Raw genomic sequence first — 21101 nt, 5'->3', positions numbered from 1 at the left:
AAGGAATTCCTAATGACAGTATATTTTGATCCTCACATTCATATGATTTCCCGCACCACTGATGATTATCAGAACATGGCTGCCGAAGGTATTACCGGGGTGATAGAGCCGGCCTTCTGGCAAGGTCAGGTGCGGACCAGCTTGGGCAGCTTCATCGATTACTTCGACAGCCTGATTGGCTGGGAAAGGTTTCGTGCCAGCCAGTTCGGCATACATCATTTCTGCACCATGGGCCTGAACCCCAAAGAAGCCAATGACAAGGGGCTTGCAGACGAGGTACTGGCCGTATTACCCCGCTATCTGGCCAAAGACGGCGTAGTGGCAGTCGGAGAGATAGGCTACGACGACATCACCCCCCAGGAGGAACTGTGTTTCGCCACTCAGTTGGAACTGGCCAAAGAGTTTGAGCTTCCGGTTCTGGTCCACACCCCCCACAGAGATAAAATCGGCGGCACCAAACGCACACTGGCGCTGATCAGGGAGGTTGGCGTGAAAGAGTCAATGGTAGTGGTGGATCATCTGAACGAACTGACTTTGCCGCTGGTGCTGGAAACCGAATGCTGGCGTGGCCATTCCATCTATCCTGATACCAAAATGTCGGAGCAGCGGATGGTGGCGTTGCTAAAGCAATATGGCACGGACAAGATGATCGTCAACAGTGCCGCAGACTGGGGCGTGAGCGATCCGCTGAAAGTCCCCAAGACCGGCAGGGCCATGCTGGACGCAGGCTTCAGTACAAAAGATGTGGAAAAGGTTTTATTTGATAACCCCATCGACTTCTTTTCCCAGAGTGGGCGTATGCAAAAGGAGCCGCTACGCACTCCTTTACCCATTGATCAACGCAGGTTGTGGCAGGAAAACTCCGCCCTGCGAGGCCAGAACCCAGTCGTTCAATGAGGTACCATGCCCGTCAGTTGGGATACTGCAGTAATGTCCACCCGGGAGAATCCCTGGCTGGCGTAACGGGCAATATGCGTTCGTACCTGGCGGCCGTGCGGCGCGCCAGGGGACTGGACAGCATGCATTGCGGCCTGTGGCTGAGTGCCGAAGCGGCAGATACTTTACAGGACCATAGCGCCATGGGGATATTCAAGCAGTGTTTGCAGGACGCAAAGCTGCAACTGACCACTGTCAACGGTTTCCCTTATGGCAACTTCCACCGGGCGCCGGTCAAAGCTGACGTCTATTTACCGGACTGGAGCGAGGACGCCAGGCGTCTATACAGCCTGAATCTGGCGGCCATTCTGTCCGGTTGCCTGGAATCTGAATATTCCACCGGCACCATCTCAACACTGCCGCTTGGCTACGCCAGTGCCTGGACGCCCGCAAAGCACCGGCAAGCCCTCCATCAGCTTGTACGCTTAAGCGAAGAGTTGGCCACCCTGGAAGAACAGTCCGGCAAGCGGATCCTGCTGTGCCTGGAAATGGAGCCTGACTGTGTGCTGGAAACCACAGATGACTGTCTGGCTTTTTTTACCGAGTTAAAACAGCAGGGGGCCCGGCTTCGCTATCTGGGGATCTGTCTTGATGTCTGCCACCAGGCCGTCATGTTTGAGGATCTCTATCAAAGTCTGACCCGCTTGCACCAGGCGGGGATAGAAATCGGCAAAATTCAGCTTTCCAACGCCCTGCGTCTGCCCATGAGCCAGCCCCAATCCACTGCGGGCCTGCAGCGCCTGGGTGAATTTGCCGACTCCACGTACCTGCATCAATGCAAAGGCAGGCCGGCAGAGGGTGGTATCAGGCACTGGGCCGACTTACCGGCTATGTTGGCGGATAAGGCGGACTTGGCCAAACTGGAGGAATTACGCGTCCATTTCCACGTGCCCCTGTTCTGGCAGGGCAGCGAAGATCAGAGCCTGCTCAGCACACAGTCGTCTTTACAACAGGTGATGGATTTCCTTTCCGACACGCCACAATGCCGCCCTCACCTGGAGGTGGAAACCTACAGCTGGCAGGTGTTGCCTGGCGCGATTCGCCCTAAGGACAGCAGCGGCCTGCTGGCCGGGATCAGCCACGAGCTGCGTTGGCTGGAAGACCAACTCAGTGCCCGTCACCTACTGGATTAAATCAAAATGAACTCTCTGACTCCCCTTCTGGTTGTCGACGTGGTGGGTTTAACCCCAGGCCTTCTCGGCAAGCACAGCCCCAACATCAACCGCTTGCTTGAACAAGGAGAGATGAGCCATCTGCAGGGCACCTTCCCGGCCGTGACGACCACGGCGCAAGCGTCAATGTTAACCGGTCTGCTCCCGGCGGAGCATGGGATTGTCGGCAATGGCTGGTACTTCCGCGATCTGGCTGAAGTCAAATTCTGGCTGCAGCCCAACCAACTGGTCCAGGGGGAGAAGGTCTGGCAGACTCTGAAGCAACAGATTCCCGACTTCAGGTGTTCGCAGCTGTTCTGGTGGTACAACATGTATGCAGACGTGGAGGCGGCTATCACCCCCAGACCCCACTACCCTGCCGACGGACGGAAGGAGTTCGACCTCTATTCGCAACCGCCTGGACTTCACCAGAAAATAGAAGCCGCCATCGGCAAATTCCCTTTTCATACTTTCTGGGGGCCGGCAGCCGGTATTCAATCCAGCCGCTGGATTGTGGATTGCGCCATCGCCGAGTTCGAACTTAACCGGCCGCACCTGCAACTGGTGTATTTGCCCCACCTGGATTACAACCTGCAGAAGCTGGGGCCCTCGCACCCTGATATTGGCCAGGATGTCCAGGCCATAGACCGGGAAGTTGGACGACTCTGGGATTTCGCCCGCAGCCAGGGGGCAGAAATGCTACTGGTGTCAGAATACGGTATTGAAGAGGTGAAGCGTTCAATTTCCCTTAACCGCAGCCTGCGCGAAGCAGGTTATCTGAGTGTCAGACAATCACTCGGCTGGGAACTGCTGGATCCAGGCGCCAGCCGGGCCTTTGCCGTGGCTGATCATCAGGTAGCTCATATATACGTACGTCAGGCACAGGAGATTGCCGAAATAAAATCCCTGCTTGAGGCGATCCCGGGGGTGGAGCGGGTGCTGGATCAGGACGCCCAGAAAGAAATGGGCATTGCGCATCCCAGAAGTGGAGAGCTGATCGCCGTGGCCGAAGCCGGCGCCTGGTTCAACTATTATTACTGGCTGGATGACAAGCTGGCCCCCGATTTTGCCCGCACCATTGATATCCACCGCAAGCCAGGATATGACCCGGTTGAGATGTTCATCGATCCGGCTATCCGTTTCCCTAAACTGCGCATCGCCAATCGCTTGTTAAAGAAGAAATTGGGCATGCGCATGCTCATGGATCTCATCCCTCTGGAACCCCGACTGATTAAAGGCAGTCATGGTCGCCCTCCGGCCAACAGGGAAAGCGGACCCGTCCTGATCAGCAGCTATCCTATGGGTCTGGCAGAAGAAATGCACATGACAGGGGTCAAGTCTGTGATCCTTAAACATTTTCTTTCCAGGGGCTGAACCACGTCTGGCCGTCAGGCTAACCGGCCAGACTGGGTGCCTGGCCTGGCCTGCAGGAAATTGCTCAGTATCTGATGGCCGGCCGGTGTCATCACCGACTCAGGATGGAACTGTACACCGCAAAGAGGCAGGGAGCGGTGTTCTATGGCCATGGGTGTGCCCTGCTCTGCGGCATCTTCCACCCAGGCCGTCACCCTGAATTCGTTGGGGATGCTCTGGCTGGCCAGAACCAGCGAATGGTAGCGTGTGGCGAGGAAGGGATTATCAACCCCCTGGAACAAGGGAGAGTGGGCATGGCCCAGTCGTGAGGTTTTGCCGTGCATCACTCGTTCTGCCCTGACCACTGAGGCGCCGAAAACCTGTCCGATGGCCTGGTATCCCAGACAAACACCCAATATGGGGATCACGCCGGCATATTTATCAATGGCGGCCAGTGTAATGCCTGATTCATTGGGCGTGCAGGGGCCGGGAGACAATACCAGGTAGTCGGGACGACGGGCTGCTATCTGCTCGACGCTCAGTTGATCATTGCGAACGACTTCCACCTGCTGACCCAGTTCCCGGAAGTAGCGGACCAGATTGTGGCTAAAGGAGTCATAATTGTCGATCATCAACAGCATGCAGGGGAAATTCAGTATTGGCTCTGGGCGCGCAATCATACCCGATTCCCGGCAGACAAATCCGCCCTCCGGTTAAAAAAACCTTCATCAACTCGTTCAAGAATCGTCACAAACGGATACAGATACCCACAGGCCTGCGGAGTTAAAATCTCGCCCAGCGTCTGAGTCATCCGGATCTGCCATGTTCACAAAAACTGCCGGCCTGCTGGCAAAAATGCTTGTCCTTGTTTCCACCCTTTACTACCTGGCTGCCTGCCAAAGTACACAGATGAGGCTGGCGGACGGACCGGTTCAGGACCAGTATCTGGTGACGGGTGCCAACCCTTACCGATGGGACACTCCAGTGCAGGCTGGCAAGTGGCAAACTACCGAGATGTCGGACGGTGGTTTGTGGAGCGCCGGTTTCCCGCTCTGGAAAGTGGAGCTTACCGGCCATTACCAGAAACGCCAGTTCATTACTAACAGCGGCGTACTGGCCGAATGCCGGGGCAAGTCCGTGGAGCTCAGCTACCGCTCTATCGGGCTGGATCCTACCTTTGGCCATCTGCCGTTGCTGGAATGTCGTTTTGCCGGCCCCAAGCCGTTCAGTTTTGCCCTGAGGGCGGACTATCTGAACCGGCTGTCAGCGGATTTTCAGTTTGATGATGTGCAGCTAAAGCTCGAATCGGTACATGAGCTGGAAGGCAGTCCTTTGATCAGTCCGGTTCCCCTGGGCTTTAGTATTAAACGGGACAGACAGGTACTCTGGTCGGTGGAAACCGTCAACCGCGGTCGCCTGTTGGTCTGGCAACCCCTGACCGAACAATGGCAGGACGCTTTCGCCGCCATCAGCTTCGCCCTGCTGCTGACAGATTTCGAAGCCTTGGGTGGCTAGCAGCCGCCCGTCTCTCAGGGACGGGGTATAAAACCTACCGCTTCGTACACGCGGGCCAGTGTACTGGCTGCTCTTTCACTGGCCTTGTGGGCTCCTTCAGCCATAATACGGTTCAATTCAGCCCGGTCATTACGCAACCGGACAAAACGCTGCTGGATGGGCTCGAGCAGCGCGACTACAGCATCCGCGACGTCTCCTTTGAGATGGCCATACATTTTGCCCTCATATTCGGGCACCAGCGACTCGATAGTGCGTCCGGTGGCGCCGGAGAGCAGGGTCAGCAGGTTGGACACCCCGGCCTTCTCCTTAGGATCGAAGTAGATACGTGCCTGTTCGTCGGAGTCGGTCACCGCCCGCTTGATCTTCTTGGCAACTTTCTTCGGCTCTTCCAGCAGACCGATGAAGTTGTTTGGATTATCGTCGGACTTGGACATCTTCCTGCCCGGGTCCTGCAGGCTCATTATTCTGGCGCCAAATTCGGGAATATAAGGCTCAGGCACGGTAAAGGCCTCGCCATACAGATTATTGAAGCGAATAGCAATGTCCCGGGCCAGTTCCAGATGCTGCTTCTGGTCATCACCTACCGGGACCTGCTGGGCCTGATAAATCAGAATATCTGCCGCCATCAGGATGGGATAAGTAAACAGCCCGGCGTTAATATTGTTGACGTTCTTCGCCGATTTGTCCTTGAACTGGGTCATTCGGTTTAACTCGCCCATCTGGGTATAGCAGTTCAGCACCCAGGCCAGTTGTGCATGTTCAGGCACCTGGGACTGGATAAACAGGGTGCTTCTGTTCGGGTCGATGCCACAAGCCAGATACAGGGCCAATCCATCCAGGGTCGCCTCACGCAAGGCTGCGGGGTCCTGGCGCACTGTGATGGCATGCAAATCCACCAGCATGTACAGGCAGTCGTAATCCTGCTGCATGGCCACCCACTGTTTGAGCGCTCCCATATAGTTGCCTATGGTCAGTTGTCCTGATGGCTGACAGCCGCTTAATACTACCGGGTTGCTCATACGAAGATATCCTGCTGATCTAATCTAGTTCTGCCTGGGCCAGTTCCTGGCGCATGGCCTGAATCACCTGACCATAATCGGGCTGATTGAAGATGGCTGAACCGGAAACAAACATATCGGCGCCAGCTTCAGCGATGGCGCGAATATTATCGACTTTTACGCCGCCGTCAATTTCGATTCGGATTGCCCGGCCCGATTCACGCACCCGTTGTCTGACCTGGCGCAGTTTGTCCAGGGTCGAAGGAATAAAGGACTGCCCGCCAAAGCCAGGATTGACCGACATCAGCAGGACATAGTCCAGCTTGTCCAGCATGTGATCCAGATAATGAAGCGGTGTTGCCGGATTAAGCACCAGCCCTGCCTTGCATCCTGCCTGCCGGATCAACTGTACCGAGCGATCCACATGGTCTGACGCCTCAGGATGGAAACTGATCATGGTGGCTCCGGCCTCGGCAAACATACCTATCAGGCTGTCCACCGGCCTGACCATCAGATGCACATCAATATCGGCTTTGATGCCGTAGTTGCGCAGTGCGCTGCAGATCATGGGGCCAAAAGTCAGGTTGGGCACATAGTGGTTATCCATCACGTCGAAGTGGATAAGATCGGCTCCTGCCTGCAGAACCTCTTCCACCTCCTGACCCAGGCGGGCGAAGTCTGCAGATAAAATGGACGGGGCAATAAGCAATGGCTGCATGAGCTCGATTTTCCTTTTTCTGGTTGTGTGATACCGATTCCACCAGTGGTTAACGGAATCGGTATAACATACCCAAAATAGCGGGTTTACAAAAGCCGCATCGAGTTGCACCAGTGCAACCCACCCCGCTCCATCTTGGTGCAAACCGTGAGCTCCCCTGCTCCTGTCCCAACCCGAACCGGTCGCTTCCATGACCGGCGACAAATAATTTAACTTTGTTTTTCATTACCTTACCGGCATTCAGGATGGATTTCTGCAGATTGTTCCACACCGGCACCAAGCTTGCTGAAACAGACAGCACAATCATAAACAGGAGAGCACACATGTTGCAGAAGAAAACATTGGCCATTGCCACATTACTGGGCATGTCTTTATACAGCCAGGCCAGCCTGGCGGAAGTCAGCGCCAACATCGGCGTAACCAGCAATTATCTGTGGCGCGGGGTCACACAGAGCGCCGACAAACCTTCGGTTTCCGGCGGCCTGGACTATACCGATGAGAGTGGCTTCTACGCAGGCACCTGGATAGGCTCCGTGGACTGGGGAAATGGCGGTGGAACCGAAATGGACTGGTACGCCGGATTTGGCGGCGAGGCGGGAGCCTTCGGCTACGACGTCGGTTATATCTATTACTACTACCCTGAAGAGGAGTATGACGACTCCAATTTCGGCGAAGCCTATTTCAACGGCACCTTTGGTGATTTTGGCTTTGGACTGGCCTATACCCTGAACAGCGATGCTGATGATGACGCCCCGTTTGGCCAGGGGGATCTCTATTACTACGCGTCTTACAGCTTTGCCCTGCCACAGGAATATTCCCTGGGACTGACCTACGGCTACTATGCCTTCGACGAAGACGAAGCAGTCTATGGAGACGTGGACTACGGTCACTTCCAGCTCGACCTGAGCAAGGGGGATTTCACTTTTACTCTGTCCAAGGCCGATGATGAATCCGGCGACGATGACACCAAATTTGTCGTCAGTTGGGGAACCAGCTTCTAATTTTCCTGTCACAAGCCAGGACAGCCATGCTGCCCTGGCCTTTTTCCACCTTGAGATTAACCGCACATTTTGTGCGCCAGGGGCAGTTGTTCAAACTTTCAACTAACGTATAATAATGCGAGTTGGATAAACTCTTCGGTAATCTTATGTCTGGCAAAATCAGGATGATGTTGACGGCGGCAACAGGCCTGACCCTGGCGTTGACGTGGTCTATATTGGCCCCTGCCTCTGAAGGTACCCTGGCGTGCAGTTGTAATTCAGGTATTGAGCTGGATCACAGCCTGCCCCTGAGTCACCCCCTCAACCGTTGCGCTACAGGCCAGCAGTCAGAAGTCAGTTGGTCATCCTGGCTGAAGGGCGGCAATGAGCTGACCCAGTTCCATTTTCTGGATTTGCTTGAACTGCTGTCCAGATATCACGATGAAGCCCAAGATCAGCAAACCTCTTCCTGATGCCTGATTCCAAACCTTCCTGGTTTCAAATCTTCAAAAGCGTGGCAGCCAGTGCCTTTGGGGTACAGAGCGATAAAAACCGTCAGCAGGATTTCGCACATCACTCTGCCCTGCCCTTTTTGTTGGTTGGCGTCCTGTTTGTGGTCCTGTTCGTTGTGAGTCTGATACTGCTGGTCAACAGCCTGGTTTAAGCTTCCGGCGCAGGACTGAACAGGGCCAGCAGTTCGTTGACCTTGCTGCGCTTGTGGCCTTTCTGACTGATAAAACGCCCCACCTTGAGCAATGACAACTCTGCTCCTGCATAGAGATCCCGGGTCTGCTCCGTATCGTGGTTGCTGATCAATACCCTGATGCCCTGTTCGGCCATGGCCCTGGCATGATCCGCCAACCGGCTCTGCTCCGCCATGGAGAAGCCATTGCTGGCATAGCTGGTAAAGTTGGCCGTGCGACTGACGGGGGCGTAAGGCGGATCGCAATAGATCACATCCCCTGGCCTGGCCATCTGGAAAACCTCGGCAAAAGGCTTGCAGGTAAACGTCATTCCCTGGGCTTTCTCGGCAAAACGATAGAGTTCTCTTTCGGGAAAGTAAGGTTGCTTATAACGTCCGAAAGGCACGTTGAACTTACCGGACAGGTTGTATCGGCACAAGCCGTTGTAGCCATGCCGGTTAAGATACAGAAACAGCAGGGAGCGGTGATAGGGATCGGCGCTTAGATTGAATTCCTCGCGCAGGGCATAGTATTGGTCGGACTGATTGTTCTGCGGTACAAACAATTGTCGGGCGTCATGCACATATTGTTGCGGGCGGATCTGCAAAATGCGATACAGGTTGACCAGGTCCGGATTGATATCATTCAACAGATAGTCAGGATAATGGGTATTGAGAAACACCGATCCGGCGCCGACAAAAGGCTCAATCAACCGGCTCCCCTCGGGTAACCGGCTGCTGATTTCATTGACCAGAGTGTATTTGCCGCCTGCCCACTTCAGGAAGGCGCGGCATTTCTTATTATCCATCCGGGGCCACTGCTACCGCACAAAGGCTGGATTGTAACTGAATATCCGGCCTTGTTGAGACAAAATTATTCCGGCTCCCGCAAGATCTCACTGCGGATCTGCCCCAGGGTCTTGGCGAAAGGACTGGCAGCCTGAACGGTCTGAGGCAACCCGGACACGGCAGCTCTGGCTTCCTCCAGACTGGCAAAGACCTGATTGCTAAGCAGAACATGCCAGGGACCGCCATACCTTTGGGTCTGGTAGCGCCAGGTCTTGTCTGCCAGTCCCAAATCCCGCACCGCTGCTGCCAGTACTTGTGGATCGCTGGCGGCGAAAAGCTGCAGCAGGTAACTGTTTTCCGGCAAGGCCAGCAGCTTCTGTTCGTCCCAGAGCCATTGATTGGGGGTGGGGACACTGTCATCTAGCTGCTGCCTGCCCGGTTCGGACGCCTCTGGCTCTTCAATAACCGGTGACGCGGGAAGCTGTGCAACGGGTTCGGCTGTTTGCGGCCCAGTCTCTTTGATTTCATTCAACGCCTGGGCTGCCGGCTCAGCTTCAGCCTTGGGTGATTCCTTTAATTTCTGCTGCATCTTCTGAACTTCTTCTGCCCAGTCAGTCACAGTCTGCCCCTCGTCTTCGACCTGGGTTGGAACGGGGTCGGGTCGCGACTCGACGGCGGGGGGCTGTTCTGTTGGCGCTGTTTCTGCAGCCTGGGTTGCTTGCGGGGCGGACAGTGGCCGCGTGTTTGGCGTCGGCGTCTTGGTTTGGGCACTGTCCGGCCACAACAGATTCAGAGATTGTGGATACAACCATATGAGCAGGGCAGCAAAACAGGTCAGAAAGGCAAACAGGATCAGGACGCGAAACCACACCCTGGCTGTTAGGGGGGCCGGTGCATCAAGGGGGGCAATCTGCCTGTTTGCCAGTCGCTGATTGAAGGCCTGGCGCTTCTGTGCAATCAATTGATCCAGTTCAGAGAGCTGTTTTTCTGCTGCGGCATCGAACTCCACGTTCAACAGCACGGGCTGTCCCGGCGACGGGAGCTTTTCCCGGGCCGCCAGCGCCCACGCCTTACTCCCCAGTAAAATAACACAGAAAGCCTTCCCCCTGGCAGACTGGTGCTGGACCATGGCCCACAGTTCCTGCACCAGGCCACCGGACAAATGCTCTGCGGCAGAAATGGCGATCATCACTGCCTGATCCTGCTGATCACAAATCTTCAACAGGGTCTGGGTCAGAGGACGTTTGCTGTCAAGGCGTACATTACCCACCAACTGGCTGATGAGCTGATGCCGGTACGCTGCATCTTCCCGGCCTTCTGCAGCCCTGAGCAACGCAATATTGGTAGAGGGGTCCTGTTCACCAAGGAACTCTGTTGCGAAAGCCTGCTGCCGGTTTCTGTCCTCGCCGGCCAGCAGCACCAGACCGGCAGCAAAGCTGGTCAGATGTTGCAGTCTTTTATGTAGGTCAATAAATGCCGCTTGCACTGCCTGGTTCCTTAACTGCCGGTCAGTATTCCACCGTTGGATTGACCGGATTAGGACGAAGCGTTCAGCAGATCTTTGAGGAGGGCTTCTTCCACTTCGTCTGTGACTACAGCGCTGCCTATCCCTGTGGGAATAACAAAACGGATCCTGCTGTCCTGCACTTTCTTGTCATGCTTCATATGCCGGACAAATTGCTCATAACCCATTCCCGTCGGCGCAGTCAGAGGCAGCTCAAAAGCACCCAACAGTGTTTTGACCCGCCAAACTTCTGACTCTGTCATCCATTCCTTACGCTGTGCCACTTCGCAAGCAAGAACAATGCCCGTTGCCACGGCTTCCCCATGCAGCCAATTCCCATAGCCTTGTTCGGCCTCAATCGCGTGGCCAAAGGTATGCCCCAGATTCAACAAAGCACGCAGACCATGCTCTTTCTCATCCTTGGCGACAATGTCTGCCTTGATTTCGCAGCAACGATGGATCATTTGCTGCAATAGTGCCTGATTCTTGCCCTTCAGACCCTGTTGATTTTCCTCCAGCCAGCGGAAAAAACTGTCATCATAAATCACCCCGTACTTGATGACCTCCGCCATGCCAGCGGCGAACTCCCGTTTGGGCAGGCTGCACAGGGTCATGGTATCGATAATGACGGCTCTGGGCTGGTAGAAAGCCCCAATCATATTCTTGCCCAGCGGGTGATTGACAGCGGTCTTGCCGCCCACCGAAGAGTCCACCTGTGAAAGCAGGGTGGTGGGCATCTGAATAAAAGGTATGCCGCGCTGATAACAGGCCGCCACAAAACCCGTCAGATCGCCAACCACTCCACCGCCCAGGGCGATGAGGGTCGTGTCGCGGGCAGCCTGAATCTCAAGCAGGTGGCTGATGATGGACTCGAAACTGGCCAGGGATTTGTATTGTTCACCATCAGGCAGGACCACAAATTCCACCGACACCCCATCCAGCATATCCCTGAGCAGGGCAGCATAAAGCACGTCCACCACCTGATTGGTAATGACCACAACCTTGTCTGTTTTCAGATACTGGCGTAGCAAATCGGGCTGGTGCAGCAGATTGGCACCGATATGGATGGGGTAGCTACGCTCACCCAGTTCAACTTGCAAAGTATTCATGAGCGCAGCCCTCCGATAGGACAGTGACTAGAGGCCGATTTTTTCGATAATCTGGGTGGCCACCGCACGGGCGCTCTGATCGTCCGTCTGCACCACATAATCGGCCACTTCTTCATAGAGCGGATTACGCTCTTCGGCAAGATTGCGCAGCACGGTTTCAGGATCATTGTTCTGCAGCAGAGGACGACGCTTGTCCCGCTGTGTGCGGGCCACCTGCTTGTCAATCGTTGTCTGCAGGTAGACGACAATACCTCTTGCCGCCAGCCGGTTGCGAACATTCTTGCTGATTACCGAACCACCACCGGTAGCCAGGACAATCCCCTGCATCTCGGTCAGGTCATTGATCACATCTTCTTCGCGCAGGCGAAAGCCTTCCTCCCCTTCCAGATCGAAGACCCAGGCAATGTCGGCTCCCGTACGGCGCTCAATTTCCTGATCCGAGTCATAAAAGTCGAGGTGAAGTTCGTCTGCTAGATGTTTGCCTATGGTGCTTTTACCGGCACCCATGGGCCCTACTAAAAAGATATTACGTTTTTCGGCCATGTCTGTTTATGTCACACAACTATAACTGGTTAAAAATGGATAAACTCAACCCCCGGTCGAATTTCAGGAGCGCGATTATCTCAGCTTAGTTGGCAAAGATGCAAGTCTTGATGCACCCGGCGGTATGCCGGGTGCAATGGGAAGTTGAGGCTGGCGCAACGCCGCTGAATCAGAGCGACTCCGTCATGATTCTGGGGGTAACGAAGATCAGCAGCTCACGCTTTTCGTTAAAGTCGCTGGTGTTCTTGAACAGGTTACCCACCACCGGCAAGTCGCCAAACAGGGGGATTTTACTCACCGCAGTGGTCTGATTCTGCTGGAAGATGCCCCCCAACACCACGGTTTCGCCGTTTTCCACCAGTACCTGGGTGGCAATCTCCTGAGTGTCGATAGCCACAGCTGGACCGGTCGAGGTCGAGACTGTGTCGCCACGGGTATCCTGAGTCACCACCAGATCCAGAATGATACGGTTGTCCGGGGTAATATGCGGGGTCACCTTGAGGCTTAACACTGCTTTTTTGAATTCCACCGAGGTGGCGCCGCTGGAGGTTGCCTGCACGTAGGGAATTTCTGTGCCCTGTTCGATATAGGCTTCATGCTGGTTAGCCACCGTAATACGCGGACTGGCGATGATTTCACCTTTGTTTTCCTGCTCCAGGGCGGAAAGCTCCAAATCCAGTATGGTCCCGTCAGCCAGTCTGGCGATATGGAAACCGATACGTCCTGCATTGGTGCCGGTTACCGGCAGATTAACGTTCAATCGGTTGGCCAATGAGGGGATCTGGCCCCCGCCAATGGTTTCGGCTCCTTCCAGAGAGCCGGATACACCATCCGAATCCTGCTGGTCACTGAATCCCCATCTGACTCCGAGCTGCTCGTCAACATTGTCGCGAACCGTGACCATACGTGACTCGATCAACACCTGTTTAATGGGAATATCCAGTTCCTTGACCATGATTTTGGCTTCTTCGATGGACTCCTGAGTGTCACGTATCAGCAGAGAGTTGGTCCTGTTGTCTACATTGACAGTGCCTCTCTGGCTGAGAATACCGCCCTCGCTGGACTTGAGAATGGTGGCCATTTCAGCCGCCTTGGCGTAGTTGATCTGGATAGTCTCAGACTTCAATGGCGCCAGATCCTGGACCTGTTGTTCCGACTGCAGGCGCTGTGTTTCCCTTGCTGCCAGTTCTTCCGCCGGCGCCACCAGCAAGATGTTGCCCTCCATGCGTTTATCCAGCCCTTTAATTTTAAGAATCATGCTCAGGGCCTGGTCCCAGGGGACATTACTCAGGTTAATGGTGACATTGCCGCTGACCGTATCGGTGGTGACCAGGTTGAAGCCATTGATCTGGGCAATCACCTGCAGTACCTGCCTGACGGGCACATCCTGGAAATCCAGGGAAATGGGCGCGCCGGTAAAGTCACTCTGCGCGGCGGCAGTGGCTTTGACAGCACCCCGGACCGGCTCCACCTCCACCACCAGATTGTTGCCGGACTTCTGGTGCCTGAAGGCCACTTCACCCTCGGTCACCATCAGTACCCTGGCGCTGTCCTTCTGTTGAAAGGTTTCCAGCCATTGTACCGGGGTGCCGAAATCCATTACGTCCAGCTTATAGAGCAGCTCGTCCTGTAAACGGGTACCAGGTAACAACAATTCCAGACCTCTGGGGGTTTTTGACAAGGCGGCATCAAAGTTCTCTCCGTCGAACTGAATAGACAGCCTGGCGCTGCCTTCTGCCCCCCGATGAAACTCCAGATCCGTCATCCGGTTTGTCATCAGCAGGTTCTGCTGAGCATCGGGATCTACCAGAGGCATATCCTGGGCCTGAGCCGACAGGGCTTTCATGCCCAGTGCAGCCAACAGCAAAAGGGTCAGTCCGGGCAGTAATCTGCTGCGCCGATTGAGTTTCTTATTAAAAATATACCGCTCAGACATTATTTTGCTCTCCTGCCGCTTGTGACATGGTCAAACTGGCTTGCTTTTCCTGCCAGCACCCCGTGCCATCGGGCAGCATTTCAGTGAAGAAAACCTTTCCATCGGATATCGATGTAATACGCCCAAAGAAGAGTCCCAGCCTGTCGCCGCGACCCGCCTTAAATAAACTGCCATCATTGGTCTGGATCAGGGCCCAGGTCTGATCATTCCTTGCAAAGAATCCTTTGACCGCCAGCGCATCCGTGCCGTAACGCTCCAGGGGCTGCTTGGTTCTGGAGAAGTCGGGCTGAAGACAATTCGCCTTGCTGGTCTGCACCGTTTCAGCAACGATTCCCCTTGGCCGCTGGAACGGACTTCTCAGTGTCCCGGCCTGATATTCGAATGCCGGGGTCTTGCTGAACTGGGGGTAGGGTTCAATACTGACGGGCGTGTTCTGCTGTACCTGCGCCACGAACTGCTGCAAATCGTCCAGTTGTGCCTGGCACCCGCTCAGCAGCAAAGCAGGCAGAATGATCATCCAGCGCCGGTTCATGGTGTCTGCTCCTGAAAACCTGTCGATGACGTTCTGTAGGTCTTGGCCTGGAGAGTCAGTCTGAGGTTGTTGCCCTCATTGGTCATATCAAAATCATGGACAGTGACAATCCTCGGCAACGCCGCCACATCGGACAGAAAGCGACCGAACTCATGGTAGCTGCCACTGACTTCCATCTGAATAGGCAACTCGGTGTAGAACTCCTTGGGGATCTCTTTCTGCCAGTTGAGCAACTTGAAGTTCAGTCCGGCCGAGGTACCCACGAAGGTGATATCATCCAGCAGACCTGGGGTTTCGTTGCTGGTCGGCAGGGACTTGAGCATGGAAGAAAAGTCCTGCTTTATCCTGGCCAACTGCTCCTCATAGGCGCTCAGGTTGACTGCAATCCGGTACTTGGCCTCATAGGTCTGCCGCAGCTCGATTTCCTTCTGCTCAGCACTTTCCAGTAAAGGCAGCTTGTCATTGACCAGCAGGTAATAACCCAGCACGCCAACCAGCACCACGGTAACCAGGGTGACGACCAGTTTGATTTCGGAAGGCCAGATGGCGACCTGTTCAAAATCAAGCTCGTTCATTTCCTTAAGTTTATTGAAATCAAACTTCATGATTTGCCTCCCTGGGGAGCCACGGCAATTTCTGGTGCAACGGTGGGGCTAATATTGAAGGTCAGTTTGAATTCACTGACCGCATCTGTCTTACTGGTGTCGGCCACAATGGAGGACAGATCGCCGGTGGTAAAGACCTTTGACATCTCCAGCCGGCGCATGAATTCAGACAGCCGGTTATTGGATTCACTGACGCCCAGGACTTCCAGGCGGTTGCCCTTGCGGTTCAGGCTGCGAAACGCGATACCGGGCGGCACAATCTGCGCCAGTTCATCCAGCACGTTGGGCGCGACATTACGGTTGGCCTGCAATTGTTCTATCAACGCCATCCGCTGCTCCAACTGGCGCTTCTGATCCTTGATGTCTTTGATCTTGGCGATCTGGGTGTCCAGCAGGCCAATCTGCTGCTGAAGGAAGTTATTTCTCTGTTGCTGGGCGGCGATCATACTTTCAACCACCGAACCTATGGTCCAGAACAGGGCCAGCGTCAGCAGGGCGACGGCAGCCAGCATCACCACATACTGAGTCTTTTGCTGTTGGCGTTGCGCCTCGCGCCAGGGCAACAGGTTTATATGTGCCATGGGCTGAAACTCCTGTCGGCCAGTCCGACTGCAATGGCCAGTTGTGGCGCCAGTTTCATCAGGGCGTCTGCATCCAGATTGTCCCTGATCTTCATATGACAGAGGGGGTTGAATACGTCTACCTTCAAGGACATCTCTTTTTCCAGTTCCTGGGCCAGGCCCGGCAGGTTGGCCCCACCTCCGCTGATCAGAATTCTGGCAGGCCGGTCGCGATTGGTTGAACTGACATACATCTGCAGTGCACGATTGAGCTGCTGCTGAAGATTGGCGACGAACACCGGCAGGCTCTGTTCCCGCCATCCTTCAGGCAATTCGCCCGCCACCAGTTGCTTGGACACTTCGAAGGGATCCATTCCCAGCACCAGGGACAAATCCCGCACCAGGTTATCCATACCGAAACCATGTTCCTTGCTGTAGATGACCCGGTCCTGCTGGACAACGGTAACGATCAATTGCGAAGCGCCCAGGTTGATACAACACAGGGGCGCACCCTCTTCTGGTTGATCTGCATAGTTAAGCAGGGCTGTTCCCAGCGCATAGCCGTCCACATCGACGACTTTCGGTTCCAGTTCCAGCTCGCGGAGCAGGGTCACGCGGCCATCGATCATATCTTTGTGCGCTGCGCTGAGCAGCACATCCACCTTGCCAACGTGGGTCTTACTTTCCCCCACTTCCTCAAAATCCAGGTACACTTCGTCAAGGGGATAGGGAATCAGGCTGTCAGCCTCCACCTCAATCTGGCTTTCCATTTCGAAATCCGTCTGGCCCGGATCCATAAAAACCACTTTGGTGATCACCGTAGAACCTGAGACGGCCACCGCGGCGGTCTTGCATTTGCTCTTCACTGACATCTTGGCCTTGCGAATTGCCGCACTGACTGCATCGAAATCTTTGATTTCACGCTCGGCAAAAGCGTTACCCTGGATGGGTTCACAGGCATAACCAATGATCTGGATCTGGCCGCCCGAATTGCTCAGCAGAACGGCCTTGACAGACCGGGTGCCGATGTCCAATCCCAGCATGGGCGAAACTTTTTTGCTGAACAACTGATTAAGCACGAGGGCTTCCTATTGTTTTTTGGTAAACTGCCAGGGAACCATTATTCACCAATTTTTAATACTTAATGGTTCTAATAACCGTACATAGGTATAAAATATAAGCCATTTCTTTAAAAATGCTCTGGTAACATCTGTTTTTGTGAAGTACGTCAAACCCTTAGTATTATTCTTTTTCACCTCTGCGCTGATCGGGATTATCTGCGTGATTTCCCTGTATTTTTACATCAGACCAGAACTTCCAAGCGTTGCCATATTAAAAGATGTGCGACTGCAAACGCCAATGAAAGTTTACTCGCAGGATGGGGTGTTGCTCTCCCAGTTTGGGGTGAAGAGACGCATCCCTTTGGAATTAAAAGACATACCTAAGCCATTAATCCAGGCGGTCCTCGCCACCGAAGACAGTCGTTTCTATGAACACCCCGGTGTTGATCTTATCGGCGTCGCACGGGCTTTCGTTAACCTGCTGACAACAGGTGAGAAAGGCCAGGGTGCCAGCACCATCACCATGCAGTTGGCGCGCAACTTCTTCCTCAGCCGGGAAAAGGCCTGGATGCGTAAGGTCAAGGAAACCTTTATTGCCTGGCATATCGAGAAATTACTCAGTAAGGATGAGATTCTTGAGCTCTACCTGAACAAGATAGAGTTAGGCCACCGGGCCTTCGGCGTCGGCGCCGCAGCGCAGGTTTACTTCGGTAAGGACATTAAGGATTTAACCCTGGCCCAGATGGCAACTATCGCCGGCCTGCCCCAGGCACCCTCGGTGTTGAATCCCATCAGTAACCTGTCCCGTTCACAGCAACGGCGCAGGATTGTCCTTGCCCGCATGCTCGATGAAGGATATATCAGTCAGGCCGAGTTTCAGCAGGCCGCCGGTGAAGACATTAAAGCACGCAAACATGGCGCCGAGATCGAGCTGAGCGCCCCTTACCTGGCCGACATGGCCTACTCGGAAATGATCACGCGCTATGGCAGGGAGGAAGCAGAAACAGGGGGATTCCAGGTTTATCTGACCGTTCCGTCCGATTTACAGCGCGCGGCCCAGCAGGCGGTAATCCGTAACCTGCACGACTATGATGAACGCCACGGCTATCGCGGCCCAATCAAGCGATTGTGGAACGCACCAGCGCCTGTCAGTGATGAAGTTGCTTCTGATGTTGCCGGGCCACTTACCGAAGAACCGCCGGCAGCCTGGAGCCAGCAACGGATGGCCGAATATCTGGCGGAACAGGCCAGTTACCATCCCCTGTATCCGGCCATCGTCACAAGGGTCGACGAGCAATCAATCCAGGTATTCAGCCAGCAGGGCGAAACCCTGCAGATTGGCTGGGATGGCCTGGCCTGGGCCAGGCCCTTTATCAGCGATACCGTGCAGGGCGATGAACCCAAAAACGCAGCGGACATCGTCAGCCCCGGTGCGCATATCTGGATTCGTTTCAATGACGAATTACAACAGTGGCAGTTGTCCCAATTCCCGGATGCCAGCGGCGCCCTGGTGGCTATGGACCCGGATAATGGGGCCATCCGGGCCATTGTAGGGGGTTACAGCTTCTACCAGAGTCAGTTTAACCGGGCGACGCAGGCCAAGCGTCAGGTCGGCTCCAACATCAAGCCGTTCGTCTATTCCGCCGCCCTGGAAAACGGCTATACCCTGGCCAGTATCATTAATGACGCTCCAATCAATCAGTTGAACCAGAGTTCCGGCACCGCCTGGCGGCCGAAAAACTCGCCGGAGGTCTACGACGGCCCTATCCGTATGCGGGTGGCGCTGGGCAAGTCCAAGAACGTCGTGTCGGTCCGCCTGCTTCGGGGGGTCGGGCTGGACCAGTTGATTCAACATCTGGCGAAGTTCGGCTTCAATCCCCATGACCTGCCAAGGGATGAGTCCCTGGCTCTGGGATCGGCTTCACTGACGCCCCTGGAAGTCGCCACCGGCTTCAGTATTATTGCCAACGGCGGATACGCCGTCCGTCCCTACTTTATCGACAGAATTGAGGATGAACGGGGAGAGATCCTCTGGCAGGCCGAGCCCGCCGTTGCCCCAGATCCGATGACCGCGCAGCCAGAGATGACGATGAGTGGACAGGATGAGGATGGGGAGCTGGTCTCCTCTGTACCCCCGTCCTACGCGCCGTCAGTTATCTCGGCACCGAATGCGTTTCTCACCCGTGAAATGATGCACACGGCCATAGAGGGCGGCGGCAACTGGAGTAAAAAAACCTACTGGCAGGGCACCGGCTGGCGGGCCAAGACCCTGATGAACCGGGAGGACCTCGCCGGCAAGACGGGCACCACCAACGACTCAAAGGATACCTGGTTCAGCGGCATGGGCGGTGGCCTGGTGGCTACCACCTGGGTTGGGTTTGATGATATGAGCCGCTCCCTGGGCCGTACCAGTCGGAACCAGCATCTGATCAACCGCAATCCACAGAAGTTTAACTGGATGGGCAATGCCATGGTCGGCGGGGAAGACGGCGCCAGGGTGGCCCAGCCCGCCTGGATCCGCTTTATGTCCCGGGCCCTGGAGGGCGTACCTGAACAATATCCCCCCGTGCCGGAAGGCATTGTGACGGTGAGGATAGACCGGAGCACGGGCAAACTGACCCAGCGGACCGATCACACTTCCAGGTTCGAATACTTTATAAAGGGAACGGAGCCACAGCAGTATGTGGACGAAGAAGAATTTGTCGATCCCTTCGAGCAGGACCTGCCGCAGGAACAAACCGAAGATATTTTCTGAGCGGAAATGCCGGCAGGAGAGCGGTGCCTCCCACTGGCCTCAACGCTTTGTCAGATGTTCATGATCAGCACTTTGGAATTTCGCTGGTAGTTGTACAGGCGTTTCTTGCCCTCGGGCAGTTCGTCCACCGTGGAAGGCAGAAAGCCCTGCTCCCGGAACCAGTGGCCGGTCACGGTGGTCAGCACAAAGATCTTCTGCAGGCCCAGCGACTTGGCCTGTGCGATTATCTCATTCATCATCCGCTCACCGCGATTGGATCCCTGATAATCCTTGTGGGTCACCACACAGGCCAGCTCGCCCATGCCTTCATCCACGTAGGGATAAAGGGCCGCACAGGCGATGACCATGCCATCCCGCTCAATCACGGTAAACTTGTGGATTTCGCTTTCCAGCAACTCCCTGGAACGCTTGACCAATACCCCTTTTTCCTCCAGTGGGTTGATCAGTTGCAATATACCGCCCACATCTTCAATATTGGCCTGGCGCAACTGCTCGTAATACACCTGTGAAATCAGCGTACCCGCCCCGTCCCGGGTAAACAATTCCTGCAACAGCGCGCCATCCTGGCGATAACTGACGCAATGACAACGTCCTACCCCGGCGTCCAGGCTGTTGGCGATGGCATTGAGCACATTGGCCTGGGGCCGGTAGTGGGGGTTGTCCAGCATGGCCTGCAGTCTGCGCCTGTCCAGGTTGCGCACCAGGGCCCCTTCCTCATTGAGCAGGCCTTCGGCTTCGGTAAAAATAATCAGTTTGTCGGCTTTGAGCTGGATAGCGGTCTGGGTCGCCACATCCTCATGGGACAGGTTAAACACTTCACCGGTGGACGAATATCCCATAGGGCCGAGCAGGACGATGGAGCCGTCATTGAGATGGTCATTCAGACCGTTGACGTCAATGCGTCTGACCAGACCGGTCAGCTCGTAATCCACCCCACCCTTTACGCCAATGGGCATGGCCACCACCAGATTGCCGGAACAAACCCGGATCTGGGCGCCGTGCATGGGCGAATTGGCCAGGCCCATGGTCAGCAGGGCTTCCACCTGGGAGCGAACAGATCCAGCGGCGTCTTTAACCGATTCGATGGTTTCCTTGTCCGTAATGCGGATCTCGTTGTGAAATCTCAGTGGCCTGTTGCGCAGGGCCTCGCGCTGGTCAATCTGCGGTCTGGCCCCATGCACCAGCACCAGTCGTACGCCCAGACTGTTCAATAGCGCGATGTCGCTGATGATATTGGCAAAGTGGGCTTCTTCGACGGCCTCGCCGCCAAACATCAGCACAAAGGTCTTGCCCCGGTGCGAGTTGATATAGGGGGCCGAATTGCGGAACAGCTTGACGCTGTCGTTCACAGATAGAACCATGCCTGTTCCTCCC

General features: G+C 55.2%; 21 protein-coding genes. 8 read left to right on the top strand and 13 right to left on the bottom strand.

Features of this window, described 5'->3' with window-relative positions; translation table 11 throughout:
* Window positions 1-12: 12 nt before the first annotated feature.
* Genes J0A66_RS01150 through J0A66_RS01140 form a run of 3 tightly spaced genes read left to right on the top strand, consistent with a single transcriptional unit; the run spans window position 13 to window position 3461 of the window.
* On the top strand, window positions 13-897 hold the full coding sequence (locus J0A66_RS01150; RefSeq protein ID WP_206571930.1) for a TatD family hydrolase: 885 nt from the start codon (window positions 13-15) through the stop codon (window positions 895-897).
* On the top strand, window positions 894-2069 hold the full coding sequence (gene eboE / locus J0A66_RS01145; RefSeq protein WP_206571929.1) for a metabolite traffic protein EboE: 1176 nt from the start codon (window positions 894-896) through the stop codon (window positions 2067-2069). The genes J0A66_RS01150 and eboE overlap by 4 nt, the downstream gene beginning before the upstream one ends.
* 6 nt (window positions 2070-2075) lie before the next feature.
* A complete protein-coding gene (locus tag J0A66_RS01140) occupies window positions 2076-3461 on the top strand; it encodes an alkaline phosphatase family protein (RefSeq protein WP_206571928.1) in 1386 nt (461 codons plus the stop codon).
* Window positions 3462-3475: 14 nt separating this feature from the next.
* Here J0A66_RS01140 and J0A66_RS01135 read toward each other — a convergent pair whose 3' ends face one another.
* Complete coding sequence (locus J0A66_RS01135) at window positions 3476-4081, bottom strand: anthranilate synthase component II (RefSeq protein WP_206572320.1); 606 nt, start codon at window positions 4079-4081, stop codon at window positions 3476-3478.
* A gap of 181 nt (window positions 4082-4262) precedes the next feature.
* On the opposite strand from J0A66_RS01135, the gene J0A66_RS01130 reads away from it, so the two are divergent.
* Window positions 4263-4955 carry a hypothetical protein gene (locus J0A66_RS01130; protein WP_206571927.1) on the top strand — a complete coding sequence of 231 codons (693 nt, stop codon included), beginning with the start codon at window positions 4263-4265 and terminating at the stop codon, window positions 4953-4955.
* A gap of 14 nt (window positions 4956-4969) precedes the next feature.
* On the opposite strand, the gene trpS is transcribed toward J0A66_RS01130, so the two are convergent.
* Together trpS and rpe are read right to left on the bottom strand one after the other, a co-directional pair.
* Window positions 4970-5974: a tryptophan--tRNA ligase gene (gene trpS, locus J0A66_RS01125; protein ID WP_206571926.1), complete on the bottom strand. Its 1005-nt coding sequence runs from the start codon at window positions 5972-5974 to the stop codon at window positions 4970-4972.
* A 19-nt stretch (window positions 5975-5993) separates the two neighbouring features.
* Entirely contained in the window at window positions 5994-6671 is a 678-nt protein-coding gene (rpe, locus tag J0A66_RS01120; protein WP_206571925.1) for a ribulose-phosphate 3-epimerase, read from the bottom strand.
* Window positions 6672-6994: 323 nt separating this feature from the next.
* On the opposite strand from rpe, the gene J0A66_RS01115 reads away from it, so the two are divergent.
* The 3 genes from J0A66_RS01115 (at window position 6995) to J0A66_RS01105 (ending at window position 8315) form a co-directional block, all read left to right on the top strand.
* Complete coding sequence (locus J0A66_RS01115; protein WP_206571924.1) at window positions 6995-7672, top strand: TorF family putative porin; 678 nt, start codon at window positions 6995-6997, stop codon at window positions 7670-7672.
* 146 nt (window positions 7673-7818) lie between these two features.
* A complete protein-coding gene (locus J0A66_RS01110) occupies window positions 7819-8124 on the top strand; it encodes a hypothetical protein (RefSeq protein WP_206571923.1) in 306 nt (101 codons plus the stop codon).
* Window positions 8124-8315, top strand: a complete 192-nt coding sequence (locus tag J0A66_RS01105) for a DUF2970 domain-containing protein (protein WP_206571922.1) — start codon at window positions 8124-8126, stop codon at window positions 8313-8315. The genes J0A66_RS01110 and J0A66_RS01105 overlap by 1 nt, the downstream gene beginning before the upstream one ends.
* Here the strand turns inward: J0A66_RS01105 and J0A66_RS01100 are convergent.
* From J0A66_RS01100 to pilM, 9 genes are all read right to left on the bottom strand, one after another.
* Complete coding sequence (locus J0A66_RS01100; protein ID WP_206571921.1) at window positions 8312-9142, bottom strand: Dam family site-specific DNA-(adenine-N6)-methyltransferase; 831 nt, start codon at window positions 9140-9142, stop codon at window positions 8312-8314. The two genes, J0A66_RS01105 and J0A66_RS01100, sit on opposite strands and share 4 nt — an antisense overlap.
* A 65-nt stretch (window positions 9143-9207) precedes the next feature.
* Window positions 9208-10608, bottom strand: a complete 1401-nt coding sequence (locus J0A66_RS01095) for an SPOR domain-containing protein (RefSeq protein WP_206571920.1) — start codon at window positions 10606-10608, stop codon at window positions 9208-9210.
* A gap of 50 nt (window positions 10609-10658) precedes the next feature.
* Window positions 10659-11735: a 3-dehydroquinate synthase gene (aroB, locus tag J0A66_RS01090; protein ID WP_206571919.1), complete on the bottom strand. Its 1077-nt coding sequence runs from the start codon at window positions 11733-11735 to the stop codon at window positions 10659-10661.
* A 27-nt stretch (window positions 11736-11762) separates the two neighbouring features.
* Window positions 11763-12278: a shikimate kinase AroK gene (gene aroK, locus J0A66_RS01085; RefSeq protein ID WP_206571918.1), complete on the bottom strand. Its 516-nt coding sequence runs from the start codon at window positions 12276-12278 to the stop codon at window positions 11763-11765.
* A 169-nt stretch (window positions 12279-12447) separates the two neighbouring features.
* A complete protein-coding gene (locus tag J0A66_RS01080) occupies window positions 12448-14214 on the bottom strand; it encodes a type IV pilus secretin PilQ (protein ID WP_206571917.1) in 1767 nt (588 codons plus the stop codon).
* Window positions 14207-14746: a pilus assembly protein PilP gene (locus tag J0A66_RS01075; protein WP_241263938.1), complete on the bottom strand. Its 540-nt coding sequence runs from the start codon at window positions 14744-14746 to the stop codon at window positions 14207-14209. Before J0A66_RS01075 ends, J0A66_RS01080 begins: the two co-directional genes overlap by 8 nt.
* A complete protein-coding gene (locus J0A66_RS01070) occupies window positions 14743-15351 on the bottom strand; it encodes a type IV pilus inner membrane component PilO (RefSeq protein WP_206571916.1) in 609 nt (202 codons plus the stop codon). Before J0A66_RS01070 ends, J0A66_RS01075 begins: the two co-directional genes overlap by 4 nt.
* Window positions 15348-15932, bottom strand: coding sequence for a PilN domain-containing protein (locus J0A66_RS01065; RefSeq protein ID WP_206571915.1), 585 nt, complete (start codon window positions 15930-15932; stop codon window positions 15348-15350). Before J0A66_RS01065 ends, J0A66_RS01070 begins: the two co-directional genes overlap by 4 nt.
* Window positions 15920-16990, bottom strand: a complete 1071-nt coding sequence (gene pilM / locus J0A66_RS01060; protein ID WP_338143850.1) for a type IV pilus assembly protein PilM — start codon at window positions 16988-16990, stop codon at window positions 15920-15922. Before pilM ends, J0A66_RS01065 begins: the two co-directional genes overlap by 13 nt.
* Before the next feature lie 139 nt (window positions 16991-17129).
* On the opposite strand from pilM, the gene J0A66_RS01055 reads away from it, so the two are divergent.
* Window positions 17130-19727, top strand: a complete 2598-nt coding sequence (locus tag J0A66_RS01055; protein WP_206571914.1) for a PBP1A family penicillin-binding protein — start codon at window positions 17130-17132, stop codon at window positions 19725-19727.
* A 50-nt stretch (window positions 19728-19777) separates the two neighbouring features.
* On the opposite strand, the gene argA is transcribed toward J0A66_RS01055, so the two are convergent.
* Window positions 19778-21088 carry an amino-acid N-acetyltransferase gene (argA, locus tag J0A66_RS01050; RefSeq protein WP_206571913.1) on the bottom strand — a complete coding sequence of 437 codons (1311 nt, stop codon included), beginning with the start codon at window positions 21086-21088 and terminating at the stop codon, window positions 19778-19780.
* Window positions 21089-21101: the final 13 nt, after the last annotated feature.

The organism is Bowmanella dokdonensis, from assembly GCF_017254865.1.
GTDB lineage: Bacteria > Pseudomonadota > Gammaproteobacteria > Enterobacterales > Alteromonadaceae > Bowmanella > Bowmanella dokdonensis.
Note: the sequence above shows the minus strand (reverse complement) of the source record. Positions and strands in the feature narration are given on the sequence as shown.

Coding starts and splice junctions, on each gene's coding strand:
- J0A66_RS01150 (WP_206571930.1), top strand. CDS start 13: ATGACAGTATATTTTGATCCTCACATTCATATGATTTCCCGCACCACT.
- eboE (WP_206571929.1), top strand. CDS start 894: ATGAGGTACCATGCCCGTCAGTTGGGATACTGCAGTAATGTCCACCCG.
- J0A66_RS01140 (WP_206571928.1), top strand. CDS start 2,076: ATGAACTCTCTGACTCCCCTTCTGGTTGTCGACGTGGTGGGTTTAACC.
- J0A66_RS01135 (WP_206572320.1), bottom strand. CDS start 4,081: ATGCTGTTGATGATCGACAATTATGACTCCTTTAGCCACAATCTGGTC.
- J0A66_RS01130 (WP_206571927.1), top strand. CDS start 4,263: ATGTTCACAAAAACTGCCGGCCTGCTGGCAAAAATGCTTGTCCTTGTT.
- trpS (WP_206571926.1), bottom strand. CDS start 5,974: ATGAGCAACCCGGTAGTATTAAGCGGCTGTCAGCCATCAGGACAACTG.
- rpe (WP_206571925.1), bottom strand. CDS start 6,671: ATGCAGCCATTGCTTATTGCCCCGTCCATTTTATCTGCAGACTTCGCC.
- J0A66_RS01115 (WP_206571924.1), top strand. CDS start 6,995: ATGTTGCAGAAGAAAACATTGGCCATTGCCACATTACTGGGCATGTCT.
- J0A66_RS01110 (WP_206571923.1), top strand. CDS start 7,819: ATGTCTGGCAAAATCAGGATGATGTTGACGGCGGCAACAGGCCTGACC.
- J0A66_RS01105 (WP_206571922.1), top strand. CDS start 8,124: ATGCCTGATTCCAAACCTTCCTGGTTTCAAATCTTCAAAAGCGTGGCA.
- J0A66_RS01100 (WP_206571921.1), bottom strand. CDS start 9,142: ATGGATAATAAGAAATGCCGCGCCTTCCTGAAGTGGGCAGGCGGCAAA.
- aroB (WP_206571919.1), bottom strand. CDS start 11,735: ATGAATACTTTGCAAGTTGAACTGGGTGAGCGTAGCTACCCCATCCAT.
- aroK (WP_206571918.1), bottom strand. CDS start 12,278: ATGGCCGAAAAACGTAATATCTTTTTAGTAGGGCCCATGGGTGCCGGT.
- J0A66_RS01080 (WP_206571917.1), bottom strand. CDS start 14,214: ATGTCTGAGCGGTATATTTTTAATAAGAAACTCAATCGGCGCAGCAGA.
- J0A66_RS01075 (WP_241263938.1), bottom strand. CDS start 14,746: ATGAACCGGCGCTGGATGATCATTCTGCCTGCTTTGCTGCTGAGCGGG.
- J0A66_RS01070 (WP_206571916.1), bottom strand. CDS start 15,351: ATGAAGTTTGATTTCAATAAACTTAAGGAAATGAACGAGCTTGATTTT.
- J0A66_RS01065 (WP_206571915.1), bottom strand. CDS start 15,932: ATGGCACATATAAACCTGTTGCCCTGGCGCGAGGCGCAACGCCAACAG.
- argA (WP_206571913.1), bottom strand. CDS start 21,088: ATGGTTCTATCTGTGAACGACAGCGTCAAGCTGTTCCGCAATTCGGCC.